At 63.0% G+C, this 20501-nt stretch carries 20 protein-coding genes; 2 read left to right on the top strand and 18 right to left on the bottom strand.

Annotated elements, in window-relative coordinates:
* The 15 genes from EN884_RS02625 to EN884_RS02555 form a co-directional block, all read right to left on the bottom strand.
* Positions 1 to 1911 (bottom strand): hydantoinase/oxoprolinase family protein (locus EN884_RS02625; protein WP_206617551.1); only part of this gene is annotated, 1911 nt, incomplete at its 3' end.
* Positions 1908 to 3578 (bottom strand): thiamine pyrophosphate-binding protein, encoded by a 1671-nt coding sequence (locus EN884_RS02620; protein WP_063168727.1) that lies wholly within the window; start codon positions 3576 to 3578, stop codon positions 1908 to 1910. The genes EN884_RS02620 and EN884_RS02625, both read right to left, overlap by 4 nt.
* Before the next feature lie 98 nt (positions 3579 to 3676).
* The gene (locus tag EN884_RS02615; protein WP_063168726.1) at positions 3677 to 5101 is read right to left on the bottom strand and encodes an FAD-binding oxidoreductase; all 1425 of its coding nucleotides are present in this window, start codon (positions 5099 to 5101) and stop codon (positions 3677 to 3679) included.
* 60 nt (positions 5102 to 5161) lie between these two features.
* Complete coding sequence (locus EN884_RS02610) at positions 5162 to 5920, bottom strand: amino acid ABC transporter ATP-binding protein (RefSeq protein WP_027161621.1); 759 nt, start codon at positions 5918 to 5920, stop codon at positions 5162 to 5164.
* 12 nt (positions 5921 to 5932) lie between these two features.
* Positions 5933 to 7012 (bottom strand): amino acid ABC transporter permease, encoded by a 1080-nt coding sequence (locus EN884_RS02605; protein WP_063168725.1) that lies wholly within the window; start codon positions 7010 to 7012, stop codon positions 5933 to 5935.
* Positions 7013 to 7015: 3 nt separating this feature from the next.
* Positions 7016 to 8179 (bottom strand): ABC transporter permease subunit, encoded by a 1164-nt coding sequence (locus EN884_RS02600; protein ID WP_013530399.1) that lies wholly within the window; start codon positions 8177 to 8179, stop codon positions 7016 to 7018.
* A 79-nt stretch (positions 8180 to 8258) separates the two neighbouring features.
* On the bottom strand, positions 8259 to 9293 hold the full coding sequence (locus EN884_RS02595; RefSeq protein ID WP_013530400.1) for an amino acid ABC transporter substrate-binding protein: 1035 nt from the start codon (positions 9291 to 9293) through the stop codon (positions 8259 to 8261).
* Between the two features lie 86 nt (positions 9294 to 9379).
* Complete coding sequence (locus EN884_RS02590) at positions 9380 to 10330, bottom strand: LysR substrate-binding domain-containing protein (RefSeq protein WP_063168724.1); 951 nt, start codon at positions 10328 to 10330, stop codon at positions 9380 to 9382.
* A 69-nt stretch (positions 10331 to 10399) separates the two neighbouring features.
* Complete coding sequence (locus EN884_RS02585) at positions 10400 to 11149, bottom strand: SDR family oxidoreductase (RefSeq protein WP_063168723.1); 750 nt, start codon at positions 11147 to 11149, stop codon at positions 10400 to 10402.
* 12 nt (positions 11150 to 11161) lie between these two features.
* A complete protein-coding gene (locus tag EN884_RS02580; RefSeq protein WP_082826690.1) occupies positions 11162 to 11872 on the bottom strand; it encodes an SDR family oxidoreductase in 711 nt (236 codons plus the stop codon).
* 287 nt (positions 11873 to 12159) lie between these two features.
* The gene (locus EN884_RS02575; protein ID WP_063170308.1) at positions 12160 to 12948 is read right to left on the bottom strand and encodes a FadR/GntR family transcriptional regulator; all 789 of its coding nucleotides are present in this window, start codon (positions 12946 to 12948) and stop codon (positions 12160 to 12162) included.
* 50 nt (positions 12949 to 12998) lie between these two features.
* Complete coding sequence (locus tag EN884_RS02570) at positions 12999 to 13346, bottom strand: RidA family protein (RefSeq protein WP_013530405.1); 348 nt, start codon at positions 13344 to 13346, stop codon at positions 12999 to 13001.
* A 95-nt stretch (positions 13347 to 13441) separates the two neighbouring features.
* Positions 13442 to 14248: an SDR family oxidoreductase gene (locus EN884_RS02565; RefSeq protein ID WP_063168722.1), complete on the bottom strand. Its 807-nt coding sequence runs from the start codon at positions 14246 to 14248 to the stop codon at positions 13442 to 13444.
* Complete coding sequence (locus EN884_RS02560) at positions 14241 to 15053, bottom strand: shikimate dehydrogenase (protein WP_013530407.1); 813 nt, start codon at positions 15051 to 15053, stop codon at positions 14241 to 14243. Before EN884_RS02560 ends, EN884_RS02565 begins: the two co-directional genes overlap by 8 nt.
* A 5-nt stretch (positions 15054 to 15058) precedes the next feature.
* Positions 15059 to 15949, bottom strand: coding sequence for a 2-hydroxy-3-oxopropionate reductase (locus EN884_RS02555; RefSeq protein ID WP_063168721.1), 891 nt, complete (start codon positions 15947 to 15949; stop codon positions 15059 to 15061).
* A 118-nt stretch (positions 15950 to 16067) separates the two neighbouring features.
* Here EN884_RS02555 and EN884_RS02550 point away from each other — a divergent pair, with 118 nt between their 5' ends.
* Together EN884_RS02550 and EN884_RS02545 are read left to right on the top strand one after the other, a co-directional pair.
* Positions 16068 to 16832, top strand: a complete 765-nt coding sequence (locus EN884_RS02550; protein WP_063168720.1) for an HpcH/HpaI aldolase/citrate lyase family protein — start codon at positions 16068 to 16070, stop codon at positions 16830 to 16832.
* A gap of 15 nt (positions 16833 to 16847) precedes the next feature.
* Positions 16848 to 18065, top strand: coding sequence for an FAD-dependent oxidoreductase (locus EN884_RS02545; RefSeq protein WP_024503251.1), 1218 nt, complete (start codon positions 16848 to 16850; stop codon positions 18063 to 18065).
* Between the two features lie 116 nt (positions 18066 to 18181).
* Here EN884_RS02545 and EN884_RS02540 read toward each other — a convergent pair whose 3' ends face one another.
* The 3 genes from EN884_RS02540 to EN884_RS02530 all read right to left on the bottom strand — a co-directional run.
* Positions 18182 to 18913, bottom strand: a complete 732-nt coding sequence (locus EN884_RS02540) for an ABC transporter permease (protein WP_063170307.1) — start codon at positions 18911 to 18913, stop codon at positions 18182 to 18184.
* Positions 18914 to 18918: 5 nt separating this feature from the next.
* Complete coding sequence (locus EN884_RS02535; protein WP_063168719.1) at positions 18919 to 19626, bottom strand: ABC transporter permease subunit; 708 nt, start codon at positions 19624 to 19626, stop codon at positions 18919 to 18921.
* 77 nt (positions 19627 to 19703) lie between these two features.
* Positions 19704 to 20501, bottom strand: a 798-nt coding sequence (locus EN884_RS02530) for a transporter substrate-binding domain-containing protein (RefSeq protein ID WP_063168718.1), incomplete at its 5' end; no start/stop codon positions are given.

Raw genomic sequence — 20501 nt, 5'->3', positions numbered from 1 at the left:
ATCGAAAACCTCGCGCGTTTGCGAAGCGGCGACGGTCCTGGTCCCCATGGTGATCTCGTGCCTTGCGGGCGCCGGCCGCACGTCCTGCGCCTTGACCGACCAGGTGACGATCTCGATTTCCAATCCGTCGAGGCCATCAATGGCACGGCCGAAGAAGCGCGCATAATTGTCCCGGAAGGCGTCCTTGAGGCTCACCTCATCGCCGGGCTTGAACGCCCTGTCGGGCAGCGGCACCGGGATTTCCCAACCCTGGCCGGCATAGCGCATGAAGGCGGTGATCTCGCGGGTGATGGCATTGTTAGTGCCGGCTCGCACGAAGCTCTCGGCAGTCGTCTTCAGCCCGTCGAGCAGCGCATTCACCTCGCATGCATCGAAGCGCGACAGCCGCATCAGCTTGGAAGCCAGCGCCTCGTAGCCGAACGGCGCCTTGAGAAAACCGATGGCCGAGCCGACGCCGGCGCCTTGCGGGACAAGGCACTGTTCGACGCCAAGCTTCTCGCACAGCCGCGCCGCATGCAGGGGCGCTGCACCGCCAAAGGCGATCATGACATTGTCGGAGATGTTCTTGCCGTTTTCCACCGCGTGGACGCGGGCGGCATTGGCCATATTCTCGTCGACGACCTCGCAGATGCCGAAAGCGGCGGAAACGGAATTGAGCGAAAGCCGGGTGCCGACATCGCGGGTGATCGCCTGCTCGGAAGCCTGCGTGTCGAGCCTGATGGCGCCGCCGGCGAAATTGTCGGGATCGAGCTTGCCCAGCACCAGGTCGGCATCGGTGATGGCCGGGCGGCTGCCGCCACGCCCGTAGCAGGCGGGACCGGGTTCGGACCCGGCACTTTCCGGGCCGGTCTGGATGCGGCCCATGGCGTCGACCCAGGCGATCGAGCCGCCGCCGGCGCCGATCTCGATCATCTCGATGACCGGGATCGAGATCGGCATGCCGGAGCCTTTGCAGAAGCGATAGGTGCGGGCGACCTCGAAGGTCCGCGCCGTGCGCGGCGAATAGTCCTCGATCAGGCAGATCTTCGCGGTCGTTCCGCCCATGTCGTAGGAGACGACGGAGTCCAGGTCGAAGCGCCGCGCCACGTCGGCCGCAAAAATGGCACCGCCGGCCGGACCGGACTCGACCAGGCGCACCGGAAATTCGGACGCGGTTTCCATCGAGATCAGTCCGCCGCCCGAGTGGATCATGAACACCGGACAGTTCGCCCCCATCTCCTTCAGCCGCACCTGGAGGCGCACCAGATAGTCGGCCATCTGCGGCCGGACATAGGCATTGGCGCAAACCGTGTTGAAGCGTTCGAACTCGCGCATCTGCGGCGAGACCTCAGCGCTGATGGAAATCGGTATGTCCAGCTTTCTGGCGAGGATCGCGCGTGCCCGCTGCTCATGCACCGGGTTCATGTAGGAATGGATGAAGCCGATGGCGACGGCGCCGAAGCCGCCCGCGGCGATGCTGTCGGCGATCTCGTCGAGCGCTGCTTCGTCCAGCGGCTGCAATTCCTTTCCGTCCGCGCCGATGCGCCCCTTGACCGTATAGCGATGCTCGCGCGGGATCAGCGGCGGCGGCAGCTTCAGGTTCAGATCATACTGTTCGAACCGGTTTTCCGTGCGCATCTCGATGACATCGCGAAACCCTTCGGTGGTGACCAATGCCGTCTTGGCGCCACGCCGTTCGATGAGCGCGTTGGTCGCCAGCGTGGTGCCGTGAATGACGATGTCGAGGTCCGCCAGCGTGATGCCGGCGTCGCGCACGACGATCTCGATTCCGTCGAGGATAGCCTGTTCGGGGGCGGCATAGTTGGTCAGGATCTTGGTGGAAAAGATCGTGCCGCGCACATCGACCACAATATCGGTGAACGTGCCGCCGATATCCGCGCCGAGACGGATGTCATTTGCCGTACTGGTCATGCGTTGGCCTTATGCGAAGCGAGCGCTGCGTCGCGCATTTGGGAAAGGGTTTGACGCGGCGTGATCGCCTCCGGGGAAATATCCAGCTCCAGGACCGCGCCGGTCGCGGATGCCAGCGCCCTGCCGAAAGCGCCGGCGAACTCCCCCGTCGCGCCGACCCGCTCGGCGTGGAAGCCATAGGCCCGGGCGATGCCGACAAAATCCGGGTTCTCGATGTTCGTTCCCGACACGCGCGCCGGATAGTGCCGCTCCTGATGCGCGCGGATGGTCCCGTAGATGCCGTTGTTCAGGATGAGGACGATCGGCTGCGCCCCGGCCTGCATCGCCGTCCCCAACTCCTGGCAGTTCATCTGGAAATCGCCGTCACCGGCAAAACAGACCACCGTGCGTGAGGGAAAGGCCACTTTGGCCGCGATGGCCGCCGGCAGGCCGTAGCCCATGGCGCCGGATTGCGGTGCAAGCAGCCGCGCCTTTGGCCCGAACCTGAAGAACTTGTTTGGCCACACGGTGAAATTGCCGGCGCCGTTGGTGAGGATGACGTCGTCGGGTAGGTTCTCGCGCAGCCAGCGGCTGACTTCGACCATGTCGACCGGGCCCGGCTGGGCAGGCGCGGTGAACGTGCCCTCATAGCTTTGGCGTGCCTGCGACCGCCACGCGCCCCAGTCGCCCTTGACCGGCGAGAGCGCCTTGGCGAAGGCGTTCGGCCCGGCATGGATGCCAAGCGAGGGCACGTAGATCTTGCCGATCTCGCGATCCGAAGCGTGGACATGGATCAGCTTCTGCTTCGGCTCGGGCACAGACAGCAGCGTGTAGCCATCCGTGGTCATCTCGCCGAAGCGCACATTGATCGCCAGGATCACATCGGCGTCCCGGATCAGCTTCTTGACATGCGGGACCATGCCGACACCGGCCTCGCCGACGAAGACCGGTGAGCCATTGTCGAACTGATCCTGGAAACGGAACGCCGCGACCACCGGAATGTCGGAGGTCTCGGCGAAAGCCTGGAGCACGGCACGCCCGTCAGCTGACCAGTTGGCACCGCCGATCAGGATCACCGGTCTGCTGGAGGCGGCCAGCATGGACCGGGCCTCGGCCAGCGCATCGGCATCGGCCGCGGCCTCGAACACCCTGGCAGGCCCGCTGAGCGCCGCGACATCGGTCAGCGTCGTCAGCATGTTCTCGGGCAGGGCGATCACCACCGGGCCTGGCCGCCCGGTGAGCGCCGTGGTCCAGGCCCGGGCAATGATTTCCGGCAGGCGCTCGACAGCGTCGATCTCCACCGCCCATTTCGCCATCGTGCCGAACACCGCGCGGTAGTCGATTTCCTGAAACGCTTCGCGGCCGCGCATGTCGGTGCCGACCTGGCCGACGAACAGGATCATCGGCGAACTGTCCTGCATCGCCGTGTGCACGCCGATGGACGCATTGGCGACACCCGGTCCGCGCGTCACGAAGCAGATGCCCGGCGAACCCGTCAGCTTGCCATAGGCCGAGGCCATGAATGCCGCGCCGCCCTCGTTGCGGCACAGCACGTAGTCCAGCTTTCCACGAGTGTCGTGCAGCGCGTCCAGCACGGCCAGATAGCTTTCGCCCGGCACACCGAAACTCTTGGTCGCGCCGAGCGCGATCAGGCATTCGACAAGAAGGCGACCGCCATTGCGGATCATGCTGCGACATCCTTCATTCAGGCGGCAAGCGGATCGAGCCTGCCTTTCGGATTCATACGTGCACGCTGGCGCATCGAGACGAAACCAAGAAATGCCGTCTATTCGAAAGTTTTTCTTTCCCGAGAGGCGCGAACCAGGACGTCCGGGTTCATCGTGCCCAGCGGATCGAACGCGCCTTTGAGCCGCGCCATGAGCTCTCGCTCCACCAGGCCGCGATTGCGGTCGGCCATGACCACCTTTGCCCGGCCAAGCCCATGCTCGGCGGCAAAGCTGCCGCCCATCTGAGTGGCAAGAGATGACAGCGCCTCTGCGAACAGCTCGGCCTTGCCGTCGAAATCGGCACGACCTTCCGGCGGAGACAAATTGTAATGGATGTTTCCGTCGCCGAGGTGCCCGAACGGGTTTATCCGCACACCGGGAAGAATGCCGCCGCAGATCTTCGCGCCAGCCTCGACGAAACGGGCGATTGCACCTGGAGGGACGGAGATGTCGTGCTTGAGTTGCTCGCCTTCCAGCCTTTGTCCCTCCGGTTGCTCCTCGCGCAGCCGCCAGAATTGTGCGCGATGCGCACCTGTCGCCGCCAGCGCGCCGTCGCTAACCAGGCTCTGTTCCATGCCCCATTCCAGAGCCGAAGCCAGGATCTCGTCCAGGGGAACGCGTGACGACCCCGATGCCAGTTCGACCAGCAGATAGACGTCGCCCCGTGTCTCCAGTTGGTAGGCAAGGTCGGGCACGTGCTTGAGCGCCAATCGCAGGCCCACATCGGAGAAGAACTCGAGGCCAGTCAGGAATTCCCCGGCCTCGCCGCGCAGGAAGGCGCCGAACGAAACGGCGGCGGCAAAGTCGGGCAGGACCAGAAGGGCGCTCGCTTGCTGCCGAGGCTTGGGGTAGAGCCGCAGGATCGCGCGCGTGACGATGCCGAGCGTGCCCTCAGCGCCACAGAACAGCTTGCGCAGTTGATAGCCGGCATTGTCCTTCTGCACCGCGCGCAGTCCGTCCCAAATCCCGCCATCAGGCGTCACGACTTCGAGACCCAGGACGAGATCCTGCATCATGCCGTATCGGAAAGCCTGGCTGCCGCCGGCATTGGTGCCGATCAGGCCGCCGATCCTGGCGCTGCCTTCTGCGCCCAGATGCATTGGAAACATCAGCCCATGCGGCTCCAGCGCCTCGTGCAGCGTGGCCAGCACGACACCCGCCTCGACGACGATCGATCCGCTGTCCAGATACGGCTTCCCGATCGCCGTCATGCGTGACAGCGAGACGATCACCGCATTCGGCTGCTCGGCGACGGCGGCGCCGCAAAGCCCGGTGTTTCCGCCTTGCGGCACGACTGCCAGTCCGGCCTCGCGACATAGTTTGACGACACTGGCAACCTGCGACGTATTCGCGGGCCTGGCAACGCCAAGAGGTGCGACGCCGTAGCGATTGAGCCAATCGCGCTGGTAGGGCTCGGCATCCCGGCCCGAAAGCCAGCCTTTCGGCCCGAGAATCTCGTGCAGCGCGGTGGCGGGATCGGTCATTGATTTACCCGAGTTAGCTGAGGGCGTGCCGTGCGACACGTCCCGGATCGTTGCTTCCAATCAATGACCCAGCACCTGCGACAGGAATTGTCGAGTGCGCTCGTTGCGGGAAGAGGTGAAGAACTCGTCCGGAGGCGCTTCTTCGAGGATCTCGCCGCCGTCCATGAAAAGCACCCGGTCCGCCACGCGACGCGCAAAGCCCATCTCATGCGTCACGCAGATCATCGTCATGCCTTCCGAGGCAAGCGTGACCATGACGTCAAGCACTTCGGAAACCATTTCCGGATCGAGCGCCGAGGTCGGTTCGTCGAACAGCATGATCTGCGGCTGCATGCAAAGTGCGCGTGCAATGGCGACGCGCTGCTGCTGACCGCCGGACAATTGGCTGGGATATTTCATGGCCTGCTCGGGAATGCGCACCTTCTCCAGGTAGTGGCGGGCGGTTGCCTCGGCTTGCGCCCGCGGCTGCTTGCGCACGATCATCGGGGAGATCATGCAGTTCTCCAGCACCGTCATGTGCGGGAACAGGTTGAAGTGCTGGAACACCATGCCGACTTCACGCCTGATCTCGTCGATATTGCCGACATCGTCGTTGAGCTCGGTCCCGAGCACCGCGATGCGGCCGCCATTGTGCTGTTCGAGGCGGTTGATGCAGCGGATCATCGTCGATTTGCCGGAGCCGGAGGGTCCGCAGACGACGATTTTTTCGCCCCGTTGTACGGAAAGGTTTATCCCGCGCAGTGCTTGGAACGTGCCGTAGTATTTGTCGAGGTTTTCGATGCGGAGCGCCGGCTCACCGGTCGAATTGGTTGAGATCACCTGCACGCCTCCTTACCGTTCGCTGACCGACATGCGGCGCTCGAGAAAGGCGCCATAGCGGGATAGGCTGAAGACGAAGATGAAGTAGATGAAGGCGATGAAGGCATAGACTTCGACATAGGCGAAGCGCCATTCGCCGGTGCCATAGGCGGCATTGCCGGAAGCCAGGATCTCGAAGAAACCGACGATGACCACCAGCGAGGTCTCCTTGAACGAGATGACGAACTGGTTGATCGTGGCCGGCATCGCGTTGCGCATTGCCTGAGGCAGGAGGATGCGGCTGATGCGTTGCCAGTAGCGCATGCCGAGCGCCATGGCAGCCTCCTCCTGTCCTGTCGCAACGCCCTGCATGCCGCCTCTCACGATCTCAGCCTGATAGGCGGAGAAGAACAGAGCGGAGCCGAGGATCACGCGGTAAAGCTTATCGCCCTGCAGCCATTGCGGCAGCGCGAACGGCAGAACCACTGCAAAGGTGAAGAGGATCGATATCAGCGGAAGCGACCGGACCCCGTCGATGATGAGGCCGGTGGTCCGCGAAATCCAGGGCAGCTCCGACCGGCGTAGCAAGGCCAGGCAGATCGCCAAGGGGAAACCGATCAGGCAGGTGGTAACGAAGATGAACAGGGTCAGCGCCAGCCCGCCCCAGGCTTCCTCGCCGACATGGGCAAGGCCAAGCACGCCGCCTTTCATCAATAGGTAGAAAAGGCCTGTTCCGGCTCCCCATACCAGCGCGATCCGGCGGCCCGTCCAGAACGCCGGGATACAGCTCAGCACCGTCATCACCACAACGGCGACGCAGGCCAGCGCCGAGCGCCATTGTTCCTCGTAGGGATAGAGGCCGAAGAAGATGATCCGCCATCTCGCTGCGATGACCGACCAGCAGGCTCCCGCTGTCGCCTGGCAGGCTTCCGGCCCGCCGCTGGTGGTGAAGACAGCCGAGAAAACCGCCCAATTCAGCAGCTTCCAGACCAGGAAGACCATGATCGTCAGACAGGCCAGCGACACCACCGCCTGAAGCGGCGTCGCGAAGAAGCGTCGCCTCAGATCCTCAAGCCTGCCGGGAGCGGGTGGAGCGACAATGACCATCTCCATCTCTCAGCCCCTCAGTTGATTGCCCTTGAGGGCAATTGCCTTGTTGATGCGGTTGAAGACGGCGGCAAGGCTGAGGTTGATGGCGAGGAAGCCTGCCATCAGGATGCCGATCGCTTCGAGGGTTTGCCCGGAATGGTTGATCGTCAGCGCCACAATCATGAAGAAGTCGGTGAAGCCCACGGCGATGCCCATCGTCGTCGCCTTCATCAGCCAGACATACTGATTGGCAAGGATCGGCAGCATGGCACGCAGCGCCAGCGGCAGCCGCACCAGCGTGAAGACCCGCCAGGGACTAAGGCCCAAGGAAAGGGCTGCCTCGACCTGGCCGGTGCCGACAGATTTGAAGCCTCCGCGCACGATCTCCGCAATGTAGGAGCCGCCATAGATGGCGATGGCGATGGCGAGGGTGGCGAACTCCGGAGGGATACGCAGGCCGCCTCTCAGATTGAGGCCTTGCAGGGCAGGGAAGTCCAGCAGCGGCGTATCCGGCAGACGTCCGAGAGCCAGAATGATGGTCGCGCAGGCCAGTGCCGCTGCGGCGGCGGCAAACTGGATGGTGCGCCGCTGGCCGATCGGCTGGGCAAGGAGCGACGTCCTGCCCAGCCAGGCCGGCAGCACGATGGCCGCGATCACAGCCACTGTGGCTGCGGCAAACGCGGCACTGCCGACGTTCGGGAATGGGATGTAGAGTCCTCGGCTGGTGAGCAGGAAGCCCCAGGCTTCGTGCGCGCTGCGCGGCGTCGGCAGGTGCGTGATGATCGCATACCAGAAGAAAACCTGGAGGATCAGCGGAATGTTGCGGAAGATGTCCACATAGGTACGGCCGAGCAGCCGCGCCAAATCGTTCGAAGACGTCCGCGCCAGACCGACGATCGTTCCCACGATCGTCGCCAGTATCAGGCCGACGCTCCCCAGGAACAGCGTGTTGATGATGCCGATGAGGAAGTACCACCAATAGGGATCATTGGCCGTGGCGGGCAGCAGCGAGAAATTCACATCCCAACCCGTCGACTTGAACAGAAAGTCGAATCCGGAGGTGATCCCCTGATCAGCCAGGTTGCGGCGGGCGATCACGATGCCGGCAAGCACCATCGCGGCGATCGAGCCGACATAGAGGACCTGCAACAGCGCGTTGCGGACCTTTTGATTTCTCAGCAGGCTGACCATCCAAAGATCCTTGCCGAATTGTCGCCGACCCCGCCCGGCTGTGCCGGGCGGGGCCTGGAGCGGGTGAGTTAAGGACGGATCAGTCGATCACCAGCGGGAACAGGACACCGCCATTGTTCCAAAGGTTGGTCAACTCGCGGTCCATCTTGTAGGGCGAGTCCTTGCCGAGGTCGCGCTCGAAGATTTCGCCGTAATTGCCGACGTTCTTGATCACCTTGTAGGCCCAGTCATCATCGAGACCGAGACCCTTGCCCATGCCTGGCGTGACGCCGAGGAACTTGGCGACTTGCGGCGAGGTCGGCTTGGCCTTGACCTCGTCGACGTTCTTGGAGGTGATGCCTTCCTGCTCGGCGAAGATCAGCGTGCTCAGCGTCCAGTTGGCGATGTCAACCCAATTGTCGTCGCCTTGGCGCATGATCATGACTTCAGGCTCGACGGCGAGCACGTCGGGCAGGATGACATGGTCGTCGACCTTGCTCTTGGCGATGCGCGCAATGGCGAGCGTCGGGCCCCACTGCGCATAGAGATCGCAGCGTCCGGAGAAATAGGCCTGCTCGAGCTCCTCGGTCTTTTCGATGAGCACGGGTTCGAGCTTGATGCCAAGCTTGGCCGTATAGGCCGCGACCTGCTGTTCCTGCGACGTGCCGGCGGGAATGCAGATCGTGCCGCCGGCCGCATCCTTGAGCGACTTGAGGTTTAGCTCCTTGTGCGCCATCACCTTGGTCGTTCCGAGGTAATAGGACATGGAAAATTGCAGGCCGAGCTCGGTGTCGCGGCTGAGCGTGCCGCCTGACGCCTTGATGATGATGTCGACATCGCCCGATTGCAGGGACGGCCAGCGCTGCGCCCAGCTGATCGGAACGACCTTCAGTTTTGCCGGGTCGCCGAGCACGGCCGTGGCCACCGCCCGGCAGAGATCAATGTCCATGCCCTTCCAGTTGCCCTTGTCGTCGACTTCGGCGAAGCCGAGGTAAGACCCGTCATGGCCGGTGCAGTTGAGCACGCCGCGCGCCTTGACGGCTTCCAGCGTCTTGCCGCCGGCGGCTTCTGCCGGCGCTGCAAAATGCACAAGTCCAAGGGCCATGGCTGCGGCCCCCCATTTCATCGTCTTCATGTTCCGTCTCCACTGTTGAGGTTGTTTGGTTTCTTGTTGTTGGAGGCCCAAAAGTTCTCTTTCGGAGCTCGGTCTCAAAGCCGCTCCTAGTCGGAAAGCGGGGTCGGTTTCGGCACGGAGGAAATCTTCAGATCGCTGCCCCAGTCCTGCTGGGCGAGCCATCGGTGAAGGGCGGCGACCGCCTTCACGCGCAGGTGCCCGCGCGGGACGATCAGGTAGAATCCAGGAACTTCTTCCGGCCGCATATCGGCAAGGGCGTCGCGCCCGACCGGAGCGACCAGCGCGCCCGACCTCAAATCTTCCTCGGCGTCGATGACGGAGACGAGACCGACGCCGATGCCTTGCAGGGTTGCACGGCGCATGGTCGCGGCATCGTCGAAGCTGATGCTTTGGTTGCCGTCCGTCTGCTCGATGGCAAGGTGGCGTAAAATGTCTGGCCAAAGGCGCTTCGACTTGACGGTGTCCAGCAACGTGAACAACGTCAGGTCCTGCGCCGACTTGATGCTCTCGCCGATGGCCGGAGTGCAGCAGATGACCTTCGGATCAGGCACCAGCAGTATGGTCTCGTAGTCCGGCCAATTGCCGTAGCCCCACTGGACGGTCATATCGATGTCGTCGCGTCCGAAATCGGGCAGATCGACCATCGTCGTCAGGCGCAGATCCGCACCGGGCAATATCTCCCGGAACAGAGATAGGCGAGGCAGCAAATAGTGGGTCGCGAAATAGGGGCTCGCATTCAGGTTGATGCGGTCCCGGTAATTCGACTTGGTGACGCGGCGAACACCTTCGGAAAATTCGTCGAACCCAGCTTTGACATAGTGCGAGAGAAGGATGGCAGACTCGGTCAATTCGACCGACCGCCCCTTGCGTTCGAACAGTGTCACCTGAAGCGTGTCCTCCAGTAGCTTGATCTGCTGTCCGACGGCCTGCGGCGTGACCAGCAATTCATCCGCCGCCTGCCGGAAGCTCTTGTGCTGCGCGACGGCGTGGAAGACGCGAAGCGCATTCAGCGAGGGAAGGCGAAGCTTGCCGGTCATCGTCTATTCCACCTCCTTTCGCTTGCGTTCCTGTTGGACAATTCAGCGCCGCCGGCGCGCGAAAATAGCTCAGGCGTATATATAACCACCTGAAACAATTACGTTTTCTCCGGTCATGTAGGTATTCTTGGGGCCGCCGGTCATGAGAACCCACTCGGCAATCTCCGCAGGCTCGGCGCCACGACCCAGCGGGCTCGCCTTGGCCAGTTCCTCGAGGAAGCCGAGGGCCTTGGCCCGCTCCGTGGCCATGCCTGCGGGGGCCACCGAATTGACCAGGATCCCGTGTTTTGCGACGTCATGGGCAAAGGAGCGCGTCAGGCTGACCACGGCGGCCTTGGTTGCCGCATAGTGGGCGTTCTGCGGATGCGCCTTGAAGGCATCGACAGAGGTCAGGTTGACGATCCGGCCACGCACATGGCTCTTCGGCTCCTGCGATTGCATGTGGCGAACGGCTGCCACCATCATATGATAAGTGCCCTTGATGTTGATGCCATTGGAGGCATCCCAATCGGCGTCGCTGATCTCGAGGAGCGGGCGGCGAGGGTAGATCGCGGCGCAATTGATCAGCGTGTCGATACGCCCGAGCTTCGAAACGATGGCGTCGAAGGCGGCGTGGCACTGAGGGCCGACCTGGATGTCGCACAGGGCGGCCGCGGTCGGCAGGCCGTTGGCCTTTGCCGGTGCGAGAGCGGCTTCGGCGGCGTCCTGGTTGATGTCGATGATGCCGATCTTTGCAGCCCCGGCCTCTACAGCCATCCTGGCCAAAAGCGCGCCGAGGCCAGCGCCGCCGCCTACGATCAGAACGGAAAGATCCTTCATTCCAGTTTTTCCTTACTTGGCGCCGCTTGGCGAGGTTGGCCATGTCGGCATGATGTCGAAACGGGTAACGTCGGCCCATGCGGGCAGGCCGAGTACCGCGACCACCATTCCGGCCACGTCATCCGGCTGCACCACTTTGCTGGCGTACATGGCCGCGCGCGCCTTTGCGTCGAGGATGTCCTGGTAGAGCTGCGTCTCGACACGGCCGGCGACGATCTCGGTGACACGGACGCCTGATGGGGAGAGGTCGGCGCGCAACGCGGCGGCAAAGCCTGATATCGCCGCCTTGGTGGCCGAATAGACGGCAATGTTGGAATATGCCGCGTGGCCCGCGGTGGAGCCGGTGAACAGGATGTGGCCAGCCTGCCGCTCGCGCATCTGCGGAACGACGAGGCGGGTAAGCAGGATTGCCGCGCTGAGGTTGACCTCCAGCGTGGTGTCGATGTCGGAGATTTTCATGTCGGCGAAATTGCCCAACGGTGGCATGATCCCGGCATTATTGATCAGCACGTCGATGGTCAGATCCGCCAGAACAGCTTCCAGCGCCTCGCGATCGGTCACGTCGACGGCGATGGGCACGATGCCGGATCGCTCGGCCTGCAACGCCTTGAGCGCGGCCTGGCTGCGCCCGACCGCATAGACATCGTAGCCGGCGTCGCTCAGTGCGATCGTCATGGCCCGCCCTATGCCGCTTGTTGCACCTGTGATGAAGGCTGTCGTCACGTTGGCTTCCCTGATTGCCTGATTCAGTCTGCGGCCTGGGCCGATGCCGCGAAACCAAGAAAACCAGCAAAAAGGAAAGATAAACTTTCGAATTCTCTTCTCCCGCCCGAAACCTGGACAGGTGGTGACCTCGGCGCCGAGGCTGAAAACCGAAGGAAACGACGGGAAAACGATGTTCTCAACCTGCGGGAAACGGTTCAGGTCAGCTGGCGGAGCCAAAACATGGCTTTCGCAATGCGGTGGCTAATCTGGGTGAGTGCGAATGCCTGGGTGATCGAAGCCGGGGCCTATCCGCCGGTCGAAACAGGCCTCTTCATATCGGTAAAGAGCGAGGCCGCAGCCGCCTGCTGCTCTGCCTCTGTCGCCGCGACGCCCGAAGCCCGTGCCAAAGCGCGCACACGCCCGAGGCTGTTGTGCAGATGCTTGCGCATGGCCTGGCGAGCGGCACGACCGTCCTGCCTTTCGATGGCATCCACGATGGTTTTGTGCTCGTTGTGAATGCGTGCGTAATAGCTGTCCTTGAGCGCCGGCGTGACCACGTAGCCCAGTTGAAAGCGTGGAACGATCATCGGCCTGAGATAGCTCAGGAAGCCGTGGATGAATTCGTTGCGCGCGGCTTTGGCGATCGCCAGATGGAAATCATAGTCATAGTGGATCTGGACCACAGCGGGATCCGCTTGCTGGGCGTCGACCTGTTCCATCAGGGTTCGGATTCCACTCGCCTCCGCATCGGTGCGCCGTTCCGCGCATAGCCCGGCGGACTCCACTTCCACACTCAATCTCAGTTCGAGCAGGGCAATGGTTTCCGGCAAGGTCCTCAGCGCCTCGTCCGGTATCGAGAAATTGCGCGGCGCCGGCGTTTCGCTGACGAACATGCCGCGGCCCTGCTGCGGCACCACCATCCCTTCGGAGCGCAATCGCGCCACCGCTTCCCGCACCACCGTCCGGCTGACGTCGTACTCGGCACAAAGCTCCGCCTCGGTCGGCAATTGCGCGCCGGGAAGCAGAGATCCGGAACGGATCTTTTCGGACAGACTCTCCGCCACGACAGTGGAAAGCGGTTTGCGCTTCGTCATCAGTCTCCCCTTAGCCAGATTCGCGATGATGCCCGAACCGGCAAGGCCATTCAAACCGCCGCGGTGACGATCAGCTCGACCAGCATTCCAGGCTTGGCCATCCGTCCTTCGCCGGAAGAGCGCGCGGGTGCATGCTCCTTCGGCATCCATCCGTCCCAGACCGTGTTGACCTCGTCGAAATCCCTGATGTCGTCCAGCCACATCTGCACGTGAAGGATACGTGTCTTGTCCGTACCGGCCTTGGCAAGCAGGACGTCGACCTTGCCAAGCGCCTCGCGCATCTGGTCGGCTGCGGACTGACCCGGCTTTGCGACCTGGCCGGTGAGGTAGAGGGTGCCATTGTGGATGACCCCGTGGTGGATGCGGGTGTCGAAGTCGAAGCGCTTGATGTCACTCATTGGATTGTCCTTGTCAGATTTCCGGCCTCCGCCGGATGGGTCAGATTTCCGGCCTCCGCCGGATGGGTCAGATTTCCGGCCTCCGCCGGATGGACTCAGATTGCCGGCGTCTGGCGGATGGGGTTTCCCTGCAGATATTGTGCGTAGGGCGCCTGAACGAGCCAGCCGGCGTCGACGGGCAGGGTGACGCCGGTTATCGATGCGGCCCGGTCGGAGCAGAGGAACAGTGCGGCCTCGGCAACGTCGCGCGGCTCGACGAAGCGGCGCAGCGCGGTGGTCGCCTGGATGGCTTCGGGGTTGCGCTCACCCTTGGCGATCCTGGCTTTCAGCCCGTCCGAAAGCGTGTAGCCGGGTGCCACCGCATTGACGCGTACGCCGTGCGGACCGAGCTCGGCGGCCAGGATCTGGGTCAAGGCCAGGACGGCATGCTTTCCGGGCGTGTAGGCGGGCAGGGACAGCGGCGCGAAGGAGGCAAGCGAGCCGACGTTCAGGATCGCGCCTCGCCCGGCAGCCGACATCAGCCGACCGAACACCTGGCAACCCAGCAAGGTGCCGCGATAGTTCACTCGCCACATCCTCTCGTCTTCGTCCAGATCCTGGTCGAGGACGTGCTTGCCACTCTGCAGGATGCCGGCGCAGTTGACGACGACGTGCGGGGTACCGAACGCGTCGCTGACGGCCTGCGCCAGCGCTTCCACCGAGCCGGATTCGGCGACATCGGTCTGGACAAACAGCGCGCGCGGTGCGCCGACCGCCGCGCAGGCGCCAACCGCCTCATCGCCCCGTGCCGCATCCCTGCCGGCGACCACCAGATGGTAGCCGTCCTCGGCGAAGCGCAGCGCTATCGCGCGTCCGATGCCGGAAGTGCCGCCGATGACGACGGCCGTCAATGTCTCAGCCATTGCCGCGACCCTTGCCTTCGATGTCGAAGAATTCGGACATGGCCCGGACCTGGAAATCCATCATCGGGCGCCCCGGCTGAATGCGGCAGCCAATCTCTTTCGCCGCCTTTAGCAGGGGGGTCTCGGCGGGCTCCATGATGATGTCGACGACCGTCATGTCCGGGGTCAGCCGGCTCACATCCAGCGGCAGCGGGTCGCCGGCGTGCATGCCGACCGGCGTGGCGTTGATCGCCATATGCATGCCGGAAGGCTCGGCCTCTCCAACCTGGATGCGGCATTTCGGGAAGACCTGCGCGACCAGCGCCGCCAGTTTTTCGGCGCGACCGGTATCGATGTCGGCCAAGCGGATTTCCTCGGCACCGGCTTCGGCGAGACAATAGGCCAGGGACGCGCCGGCGCCGCCGGCGCCGACCTGAAGGATGCGGCGGCCGGCAATCTCATGTCCGCCTGCCTTGAGGCCATCGATAAAGCCGACGCCGTCGAAATTGTCGGCGTACCAGCTGCCATCGGGCAGCCGGCGCACGGAATTGGCGCTCTGCACCCTCGCGGCGCGGTCGTGAGCGGCGGTGCATTTGTGATAGACCGCAACCTTGTACGGCACCGAGATGATCACGCCCCTGATATTCTCGGCTGCCGTAATGCCGGCCCAGAAGGCCTCGAAATCCTCCGGGCGGCAGCTCAAGGGCACCATGAGGCTGTCGAGGCCCTTCTGCTCGAAGATCTCGTTGAATATGCCGGGGCTCTTGGCATGGGCCACGGGATGGGCCAGCATCACGAAGATCTCGGCCTTGCCGGTTCCGCGCATCGGTTTTACTCCTTTTCTTTTGACAGTTCGTGGCCGCTGAGGATCTCCAGCGCCTGGACGAGGGACGAGTGGTCGGCCTCCGCGCCGCCTGGTCGGGCTGAGCAGGCGCTCATCAGTTGTTGCGCCATCGCGGTGTTCGGCAGCGAGACGCCAAGCGCGCGGGCGCTTTCGAGCGCGAGGTTGAGATCCTTCTGGTGAAGCCGCATGCGAAAGCCCGGGGCGAAGGTCCGGGCGATCATGCGCTCGCCATGCACCTCCAGCACGCGGGACGAGGCAAAGCCGCCCATCAGCGCGGCGCGCACCTTTGCCGCGTCGCAACCGGCCTTGCTGGCAAAGACGAGCGCTTCCGCCACGGCCTCTATGTTGAGCGCGACGATGATCTGATTTGCGATCTTGCAGGTCTGGCCGGCGCCATTGTGCTCGCCGATCAAGGTGATGTTCTTGCCCAGCGTCCGAAAGATCGGCAGCGCGCGCTCGAACTCTGCGGTCGGCCCGCCGACCATGATGGTGAGGCTCGCCGCCTTGGCGCCGACCTCACCGCCCGAGACCGGGGCGTCGAGGTAGCCGGCTCCCGCTTGCCGCAGTTTCGCTGCGAATTCCGCAGTGGCGATAGGGCTGATCGAGCTCATGTCGATGACCAGCTTATCGGCCGACAGCCCCTCCAGGACGCCGTTTCCTCCAAGCAGGACACGCTCCACATCTGGCGTGTCGGGCAGCATGGTCACGATGATCTCGGACATCCGCGCCACATCGCCAGGAGAGGCGACGACCGATGCCCTAAGGTCCTTCGGCAGAGGGGAGCGGTTCAGGACCGTGAAGATCTCATGTCCCGCGTCGACGAGATGGTGCGCCATCGGTGCTCCCATCACACCGAGCCCGATGAACCCGATCTTCATTCTTGAACCCCTGTACGAAGGTTGGTGCGTATTGCATCTTGCAGCAAATTATTGCCGTATGATATAGGACATCATACAAATTTCAACGTCCTTTCGCTCATCGGAGACCGACCGCAAAATGCAAGAGCGCCTCAACACGCTGAAGGCTGCCGTGTCGGCCGGCCGGACCCATATCGGCATCTGGTGCTCGCTGGCTTCGGCCCTGACGACGGAAATTGTCGCGGGCTCCGGCGCCGGCTGGCTGCTGATCGATGGCGAGCATAGCCCCAATCATCTGCGCAGCATCATGGCCCAGTTGCAGGTCATGGGCGGCTTCGACAGCGAGGCCGTCGTCAGGCTGCCTTCCGACGATCCCAATCTGATCAAGCAGGCCCTGGATATCGGTGCGCGCAGCCTGATGATCCCCAATGTGCGGACGGCCGATCAGGCCCGCGCCATTGTCGCGGCTATGACATATGCGCCTGGTGGATTTCGCGGCTTCTCGGTCGGTCACCGTGCCAACGGCTTCGGTCGCATCGCCGGTTACCACGCCAAGGCGCGTGAGCAGCAGCTTCTCGCCGTACAGATCGAGGATGAATTAGGCGTCGCCAATGCCGCGGAAATTGCGGCAGTGGACGGCGTCGACGTTCTCTTCGTCGGACCCGGCGACCTTTCCACCAATATGGGTGCGATGGGCAATCCCGGGGCCGCACACGTTCAAGAAGCGATCGCCTCGGTGCGCAAGGCGGCAACGGCGGCAGGCAAGGCCAGCGGGATCCTGGCTCCCGCAAAGACCGATGCCGACCGCTACCTCGCCGACGGCTTCACCATGGTTGCCGTTGGTTCCGACCTCGGCCTGCTGGCGCGGGGCTCGGATGCCTTGGTCGCTTCGTTCACTCAGTAGACCGGAGATACAGCCATGCCGATCCCCCGGTACAAAGCGCCGTCACGCACCGCCTACGACATCGTCATCGTCGGCGGCGCCGTCATCGGTTCGTCCACGGCCTACTGGCTGAGCCAGGCGCTGGGCAGCGGCGCCTCGATCCTCGTGGTCGAACGCGACTCGAGCTACGAATTCTCGTCGACGGCGCTCTCCACCAGTGCGATCCGGCAGCAATATTCCAATCCGATCAATGTGAAGATCAGCCAGTTCGGCATCGAGGTCATCCGCGGATTTCAGGAGCGTATGGCACCTTTCTACAAGGACGAACCGGCGCCCGACCTCGGCTTCAAGGAGCATGGGTATCTTTACTGCTGTTCACCCGACGGCGTCAAAGCGGCCCGCGAGCGCGTCGATCTGCAACGCAGTTTTGGGGCCCACACGGTGTTTCTTGAGCCGGGCCCGCTGAAGGATCGCTTCCCCTGGCTCAATGTGGAGGATCTCGGTGGCGGTTCCTGGGGGGCCAGGGAAGAGGGCTGGTTCGATTCCGTGGGGCTGATGAACGGTTTCCGCCGCGCAGCCCGCGCCAGCGGCGTCGAGTATATTGACAATGCCGTGACAGGGCTGGACATCGCCGATGGGCGGGTCATCTCGGTGCGCCTCGCGACCGGACAGACGGTTGCCTGCGGAACATTGGTCAACGCCGCGGGCCCGCGCGCTCAGCAGGTGGCCGCCATGGCCGGCCTGTCGATCCCGGTCGCGCCCTACAAGCGCTACAGCTTCGTCTTCGCCAGCGCCAACCCGATCCCCGGCCGGATGCCCAATGTCATCGACCTTTCCGGAACATTCGTGCGTCCCGAAGGCGAGCTTTTTCTCACCGGCAACACGCCGCAAGGCGACGGACCGGCCGGCTACGACGACTTTGAAATGCACCATGAAGAGTTCGACGACTACATCTGGCCGGCACTCTGGCACCGCATTCCGTCTTTCGACGCACTCAAGGTCCAGACCAGTTGGACCGGCCACTACGAGTACAACATGCTCGACCACAACGGCATCGTCGGCTTCCACCCGCAGGTGACCAATTTCATGTTTGCCAACGGCTTCTCGGGGCACGGGCTGCAACAGTCGCCAGCCGTGGGCCGCGCCGTTTCAGAACTTATCGTTCACGGGGCTTTCCAGACGCTCGATCTTTCGCCGTTCTGTTACGAGCGCATAGATCGCAACGAGCCGTTTCTCGAGGAAGCAGTGATCTAAAGCGAGACGATCGGTCACCCATTTTATCTCGGGCATTCAGCGTCCAATGAAATTGCATTTTAGTCAGAGACGTCGTGAAAACTACTCGCTCGGATCGCTCTATCTTAGCAGGGGCGTCACGAACCCACGGTCGATCGATTTGGTTGCGGCGCTGCCAGATCTCGGCCAGAGGAGGCCTCGTGGCGCATGAGGAAACGCTCTATGGCGCGGATGATGGCGATCAACAGCAGATTGATCACAAGGTAGAGCACGCCGGCAATGGCGAAGATCTCGAAGATTGCGAAGGTCTGGCTCATCAGCCGCTTGGCGTAGCCGGTGATCTCGAGCACCGTGATCGTCGAGGCAAGGCTGGTCCCCTTGACGACCAGGATGAGCTCATTGCCATAGGCCGGCAGCGCCTGGCGGATGGCGAGCGGAAACTCGATGCGCCGGAACCGCAGCATGCGCGACATGCCGCATGCCTGCGCCGCTTCGACGAGGCCAACCGGAACCGACATCAATCCGCCGCGCAGGATCTCCGACGTGTAGGCAGCCGTGTTCAGCGCAAGCGCCAGCACGGCGCAGCGCGCGCCGTCGCTGATCAACCACCACAAAGCTGCGTTGTCCTTGATCGAGGAAAGTTGGCCAAGCCCGTAATAGAACAGGAAAATCTGCACCAGCAGTGGCGTCCCGCGAAAGACATTGGAATAATATTTGGCAAAGCCTGACAGGAAGCGGTTCGACGACAGTCGCATCAGCGCCAAACCGAGGCCCAGATTGAAGCCGATCAGCACCGAGACGAACGTTAGTGCCGCTGTGACCCACAGGCCCTTGAGCAGGACGGGAACCGCTAGCTGGATGAGATCCATCATAACTACTTTCTCGTCCTCACCCTGAGCAGGCGTTCGATGCCGTCGAACCCGGCCTGGCTGACGAGCGTAATGGCCAGATAAACCACAGCCGCGATCAGGTAGAAGATGAACGGGTGGCGGGTGGAATTGGCGCCAATGAAAGAAATGCGCATCAGCTCCTGAAGGCCGACCACCGAGACCAGGGCCGTGTCCTTGATCGTGGTCTGCCAGACGTTGTTGATTCCGGGAACCGCGATGCGCAGCATCTGCGGCGCGATGATGCGGCGAAAGATCCGGCCGCCCGATAGCCCGAGCGCGCGCGCGGCCTCGATATGCCCATTGGGGATCGCGCCCAGGGCCCCGCGCACGACCTCGGTCGAATAGGCGCCGGAGATCGCGCCGATGGCGATGACCGCGATGACGAACGCATAGCCGCTCTCCGCGACCCCGGCATAGCCGAAAGCGGTCACGACCTTGGTCACGAATTCAACCGAACTGAAAAACAGGAGGTAGATGATGAGCAGCTCGGGCACGCCGCGCACCAGCGAGGTATAGGCATCAACGAGCAGCGAGAGCGGAAATATCCGGGCCCATTTGATCAAGCCGCAGACAATGCCGATCACCAGCCCGGCCGCCATGCTGACGAGACCCACCAGGATCGTTATCGACGCGCCACGCAGGATGGCGGTCACCCAACCCGCTTCCCAAACCTGCCAGAGACCGAATTCCATCTGAGTTGCCCTAGTCTTGTCGTGCCAATGAAGTGCATGCGCCCGGAGCTCCGGGCGCATGCGAGGGTTCCAAGGCGTTATTTGCAGGGCCGGGAAATGTCCGTCTTGAACCATTTCTCGCTTGCCTTGCCGACCGAGCCGTCCGCGATCAGCTCGCAAAGCGCCTTGTCGATCTTGACCTTGAGTTCGGTGTTGTCCTGCGCGATGCCGACGCCGATGCCTTCGCCAAGCGTCGGGTCGTATGTGCTCTTGATCTCAACACCGACCAGTTGGAAGTTCTTGCCGTCAGGCTTGTCCAGAAAATCCTGCAAGGCGGATTGATCGGCGAAAGCCGTGTCGATACGGCCGCTCGCCAGGTCGATCTGCATCTGGTCAAGCGTGTCGTAGGTTTTCAGGTCGGCATTCGGTGCACGCTTCTCGAGGAAATGCGCGTGGGTCGTGCCAGCCTGCACGCCGACCTTCTTGCCGTCGAGCGACTTCAGCAGCGTGTCGACGTCGGTGATCGCGGCCAGATCAGACCCCTTGGCCGCGACGAACATGTTGGCCAGTTCGGCATAGCCGACGCTGAAATTGATCTCCTTCTTGCGATCGGCGGTGATCGACATGCCCGAGATGATGACGTCGAAGCGCTTGGCCTTCAGCGCCGGGATCAACCCGTCGAACGCCTGCACGACAAAATGGCAGGTCACCGCGAGTTTGGTGCACAGCAACGCGCCGACATCGGCGTCGAAACCGGTGACGTTGCCATTGGCGTCGGACATGCTCCATGGCGGGTAGGCGCCTTCCGTTCCGATGGACAACTCGCCTTCGGCCGCCAATGCGCTTCCCATGCTTCCCGCGAGACATGCGAGCAGCGTCAAGACTTTCAGTTTCAT

This window comes from Mesorhizobium sp. M7A.F.Ca.AU.001.01.1.1, assembly GCF_004022735.1.
Lineage (GTDB): Bacteria > Pseudomonadota > Alphaproteobacteria > Rhizobiales > Rhizobiaceae > Mesorhizobium > Mesorhizobium ciceri.
The sequence above is the reverse complement of the archived record's forward strand: the minus strand, read 5'-3'. Positions and strand labels throughout refer to the sequence as shown.

Coding starts and splice junctions, on each gene's coding strand:
- EN884_RS02620 (WP_063168727.1), bottom strand. CDS start 3,578: ATGATCCGCAATGGCGGTCGCCTTCTTGTCGAATGCCTGATCGCGCTC.
- EN884_RS02615 (WP_063168726.1), bottom strand. CDS start 5,101: ATGACCGATCCCGCCACCGCGCTGCACGAGATTCTCGGGCCGAAAGGC.
- EN884_RS02605 (WP_063168725.1), bottom strand. CDS start 7,012: ATGGAGATGGTCATTGTCGCTCCACCCGCTCCCGGCAGGCTTGAGGAT.
- EN884_RS02600 (WP_013530399.1), bottom strand. CDS start 8,179: ATGGTCAGCCTGCTGAGAAATCAAAAGGTCCGCAACGCGCTGTTGCAG.
- EN884_RS02595 (WP_013530400.1), bottom strand. CDS start 9,293: ATGAAGACGATGAAATGGGGGGCCGCAGCCATGGCCCTTGGACTTGTG.
- EN884_RS02590 (WP_063168724.1), bottom strand. CDS start 10,330: ATGACCGGCAAGCTTCGCCTTCCCTCGCTGAATGCGCTTCGCGTCTTC.
- EN884_RS02585 (WP_063168723.1), bottom strand. CDS start 11,149: ATGAAGGATCTTTCCGTTCTGATCGTAGGCGGCGGCGCTGGCCTCGGC.
- EN884_RS02575 (WP_063170308.1), bottom strand. CDS start 12,948: ATGACGAAGCGCAAACCGCTTTCCACTGTCGTGGCGGAGAGTCTGTCC.
- EN884_RS02570 (WP_013530405.1), bottom strand. CDS start 13,346: ATGAGTGACATCAAGCGCTTCGACTTCGACACCCGCATCCACCACGGG.
- EN884_RS02565 (WP_063168722.1), bottom strand. CDS start 14,248: ATGGCTGAGACATTGACGGCCGTCGTCATCGGCGGCACTTCCGGCATC.
- EN884_RS02560 (WP_013530407.1), bottom strand. CDS start 15,053: ATGCGCGGAACCGGCAAGGCCGAGATCTTCGTGATGCTGGCCCATCCC.
- EN884_RS02555 (WP_063168721.1), bottom strand. CDS start 15,949: ATGAAGATCGGGTTCATCGGGCTCGGTGTGATGGGAGCACCGATGGCG.
- EN884_RS02550 (WP_063168720.1), top strand. CDS start 16,068: ATGCAAGAGCGCCTCAACACGCTGAAGGCTGCCGTGTCGGCCGGCCGG.
- EN884_RS02545 (WP_024503251.1), top strand. CDS start 16,848: ATGCCGATCCCCCGGTACAAAGCGCCGTCACGCACCGCCTACGACATC.
- EN884_RS02540 (WP_063170307.1), bottom strand. CDS start 18,913: ATGGATCTCATCCAGCTAGCGGTTCCCGTCCTGCTCAAGGGCCTGTGG.
- EN884_RS02535 (WP_063168719.1), bottom strand. CDS start 19,626: ATGGAATTCGGTCTCTGGCAGGTTTGGGAAGCGGGTTGGGTGACCGCC.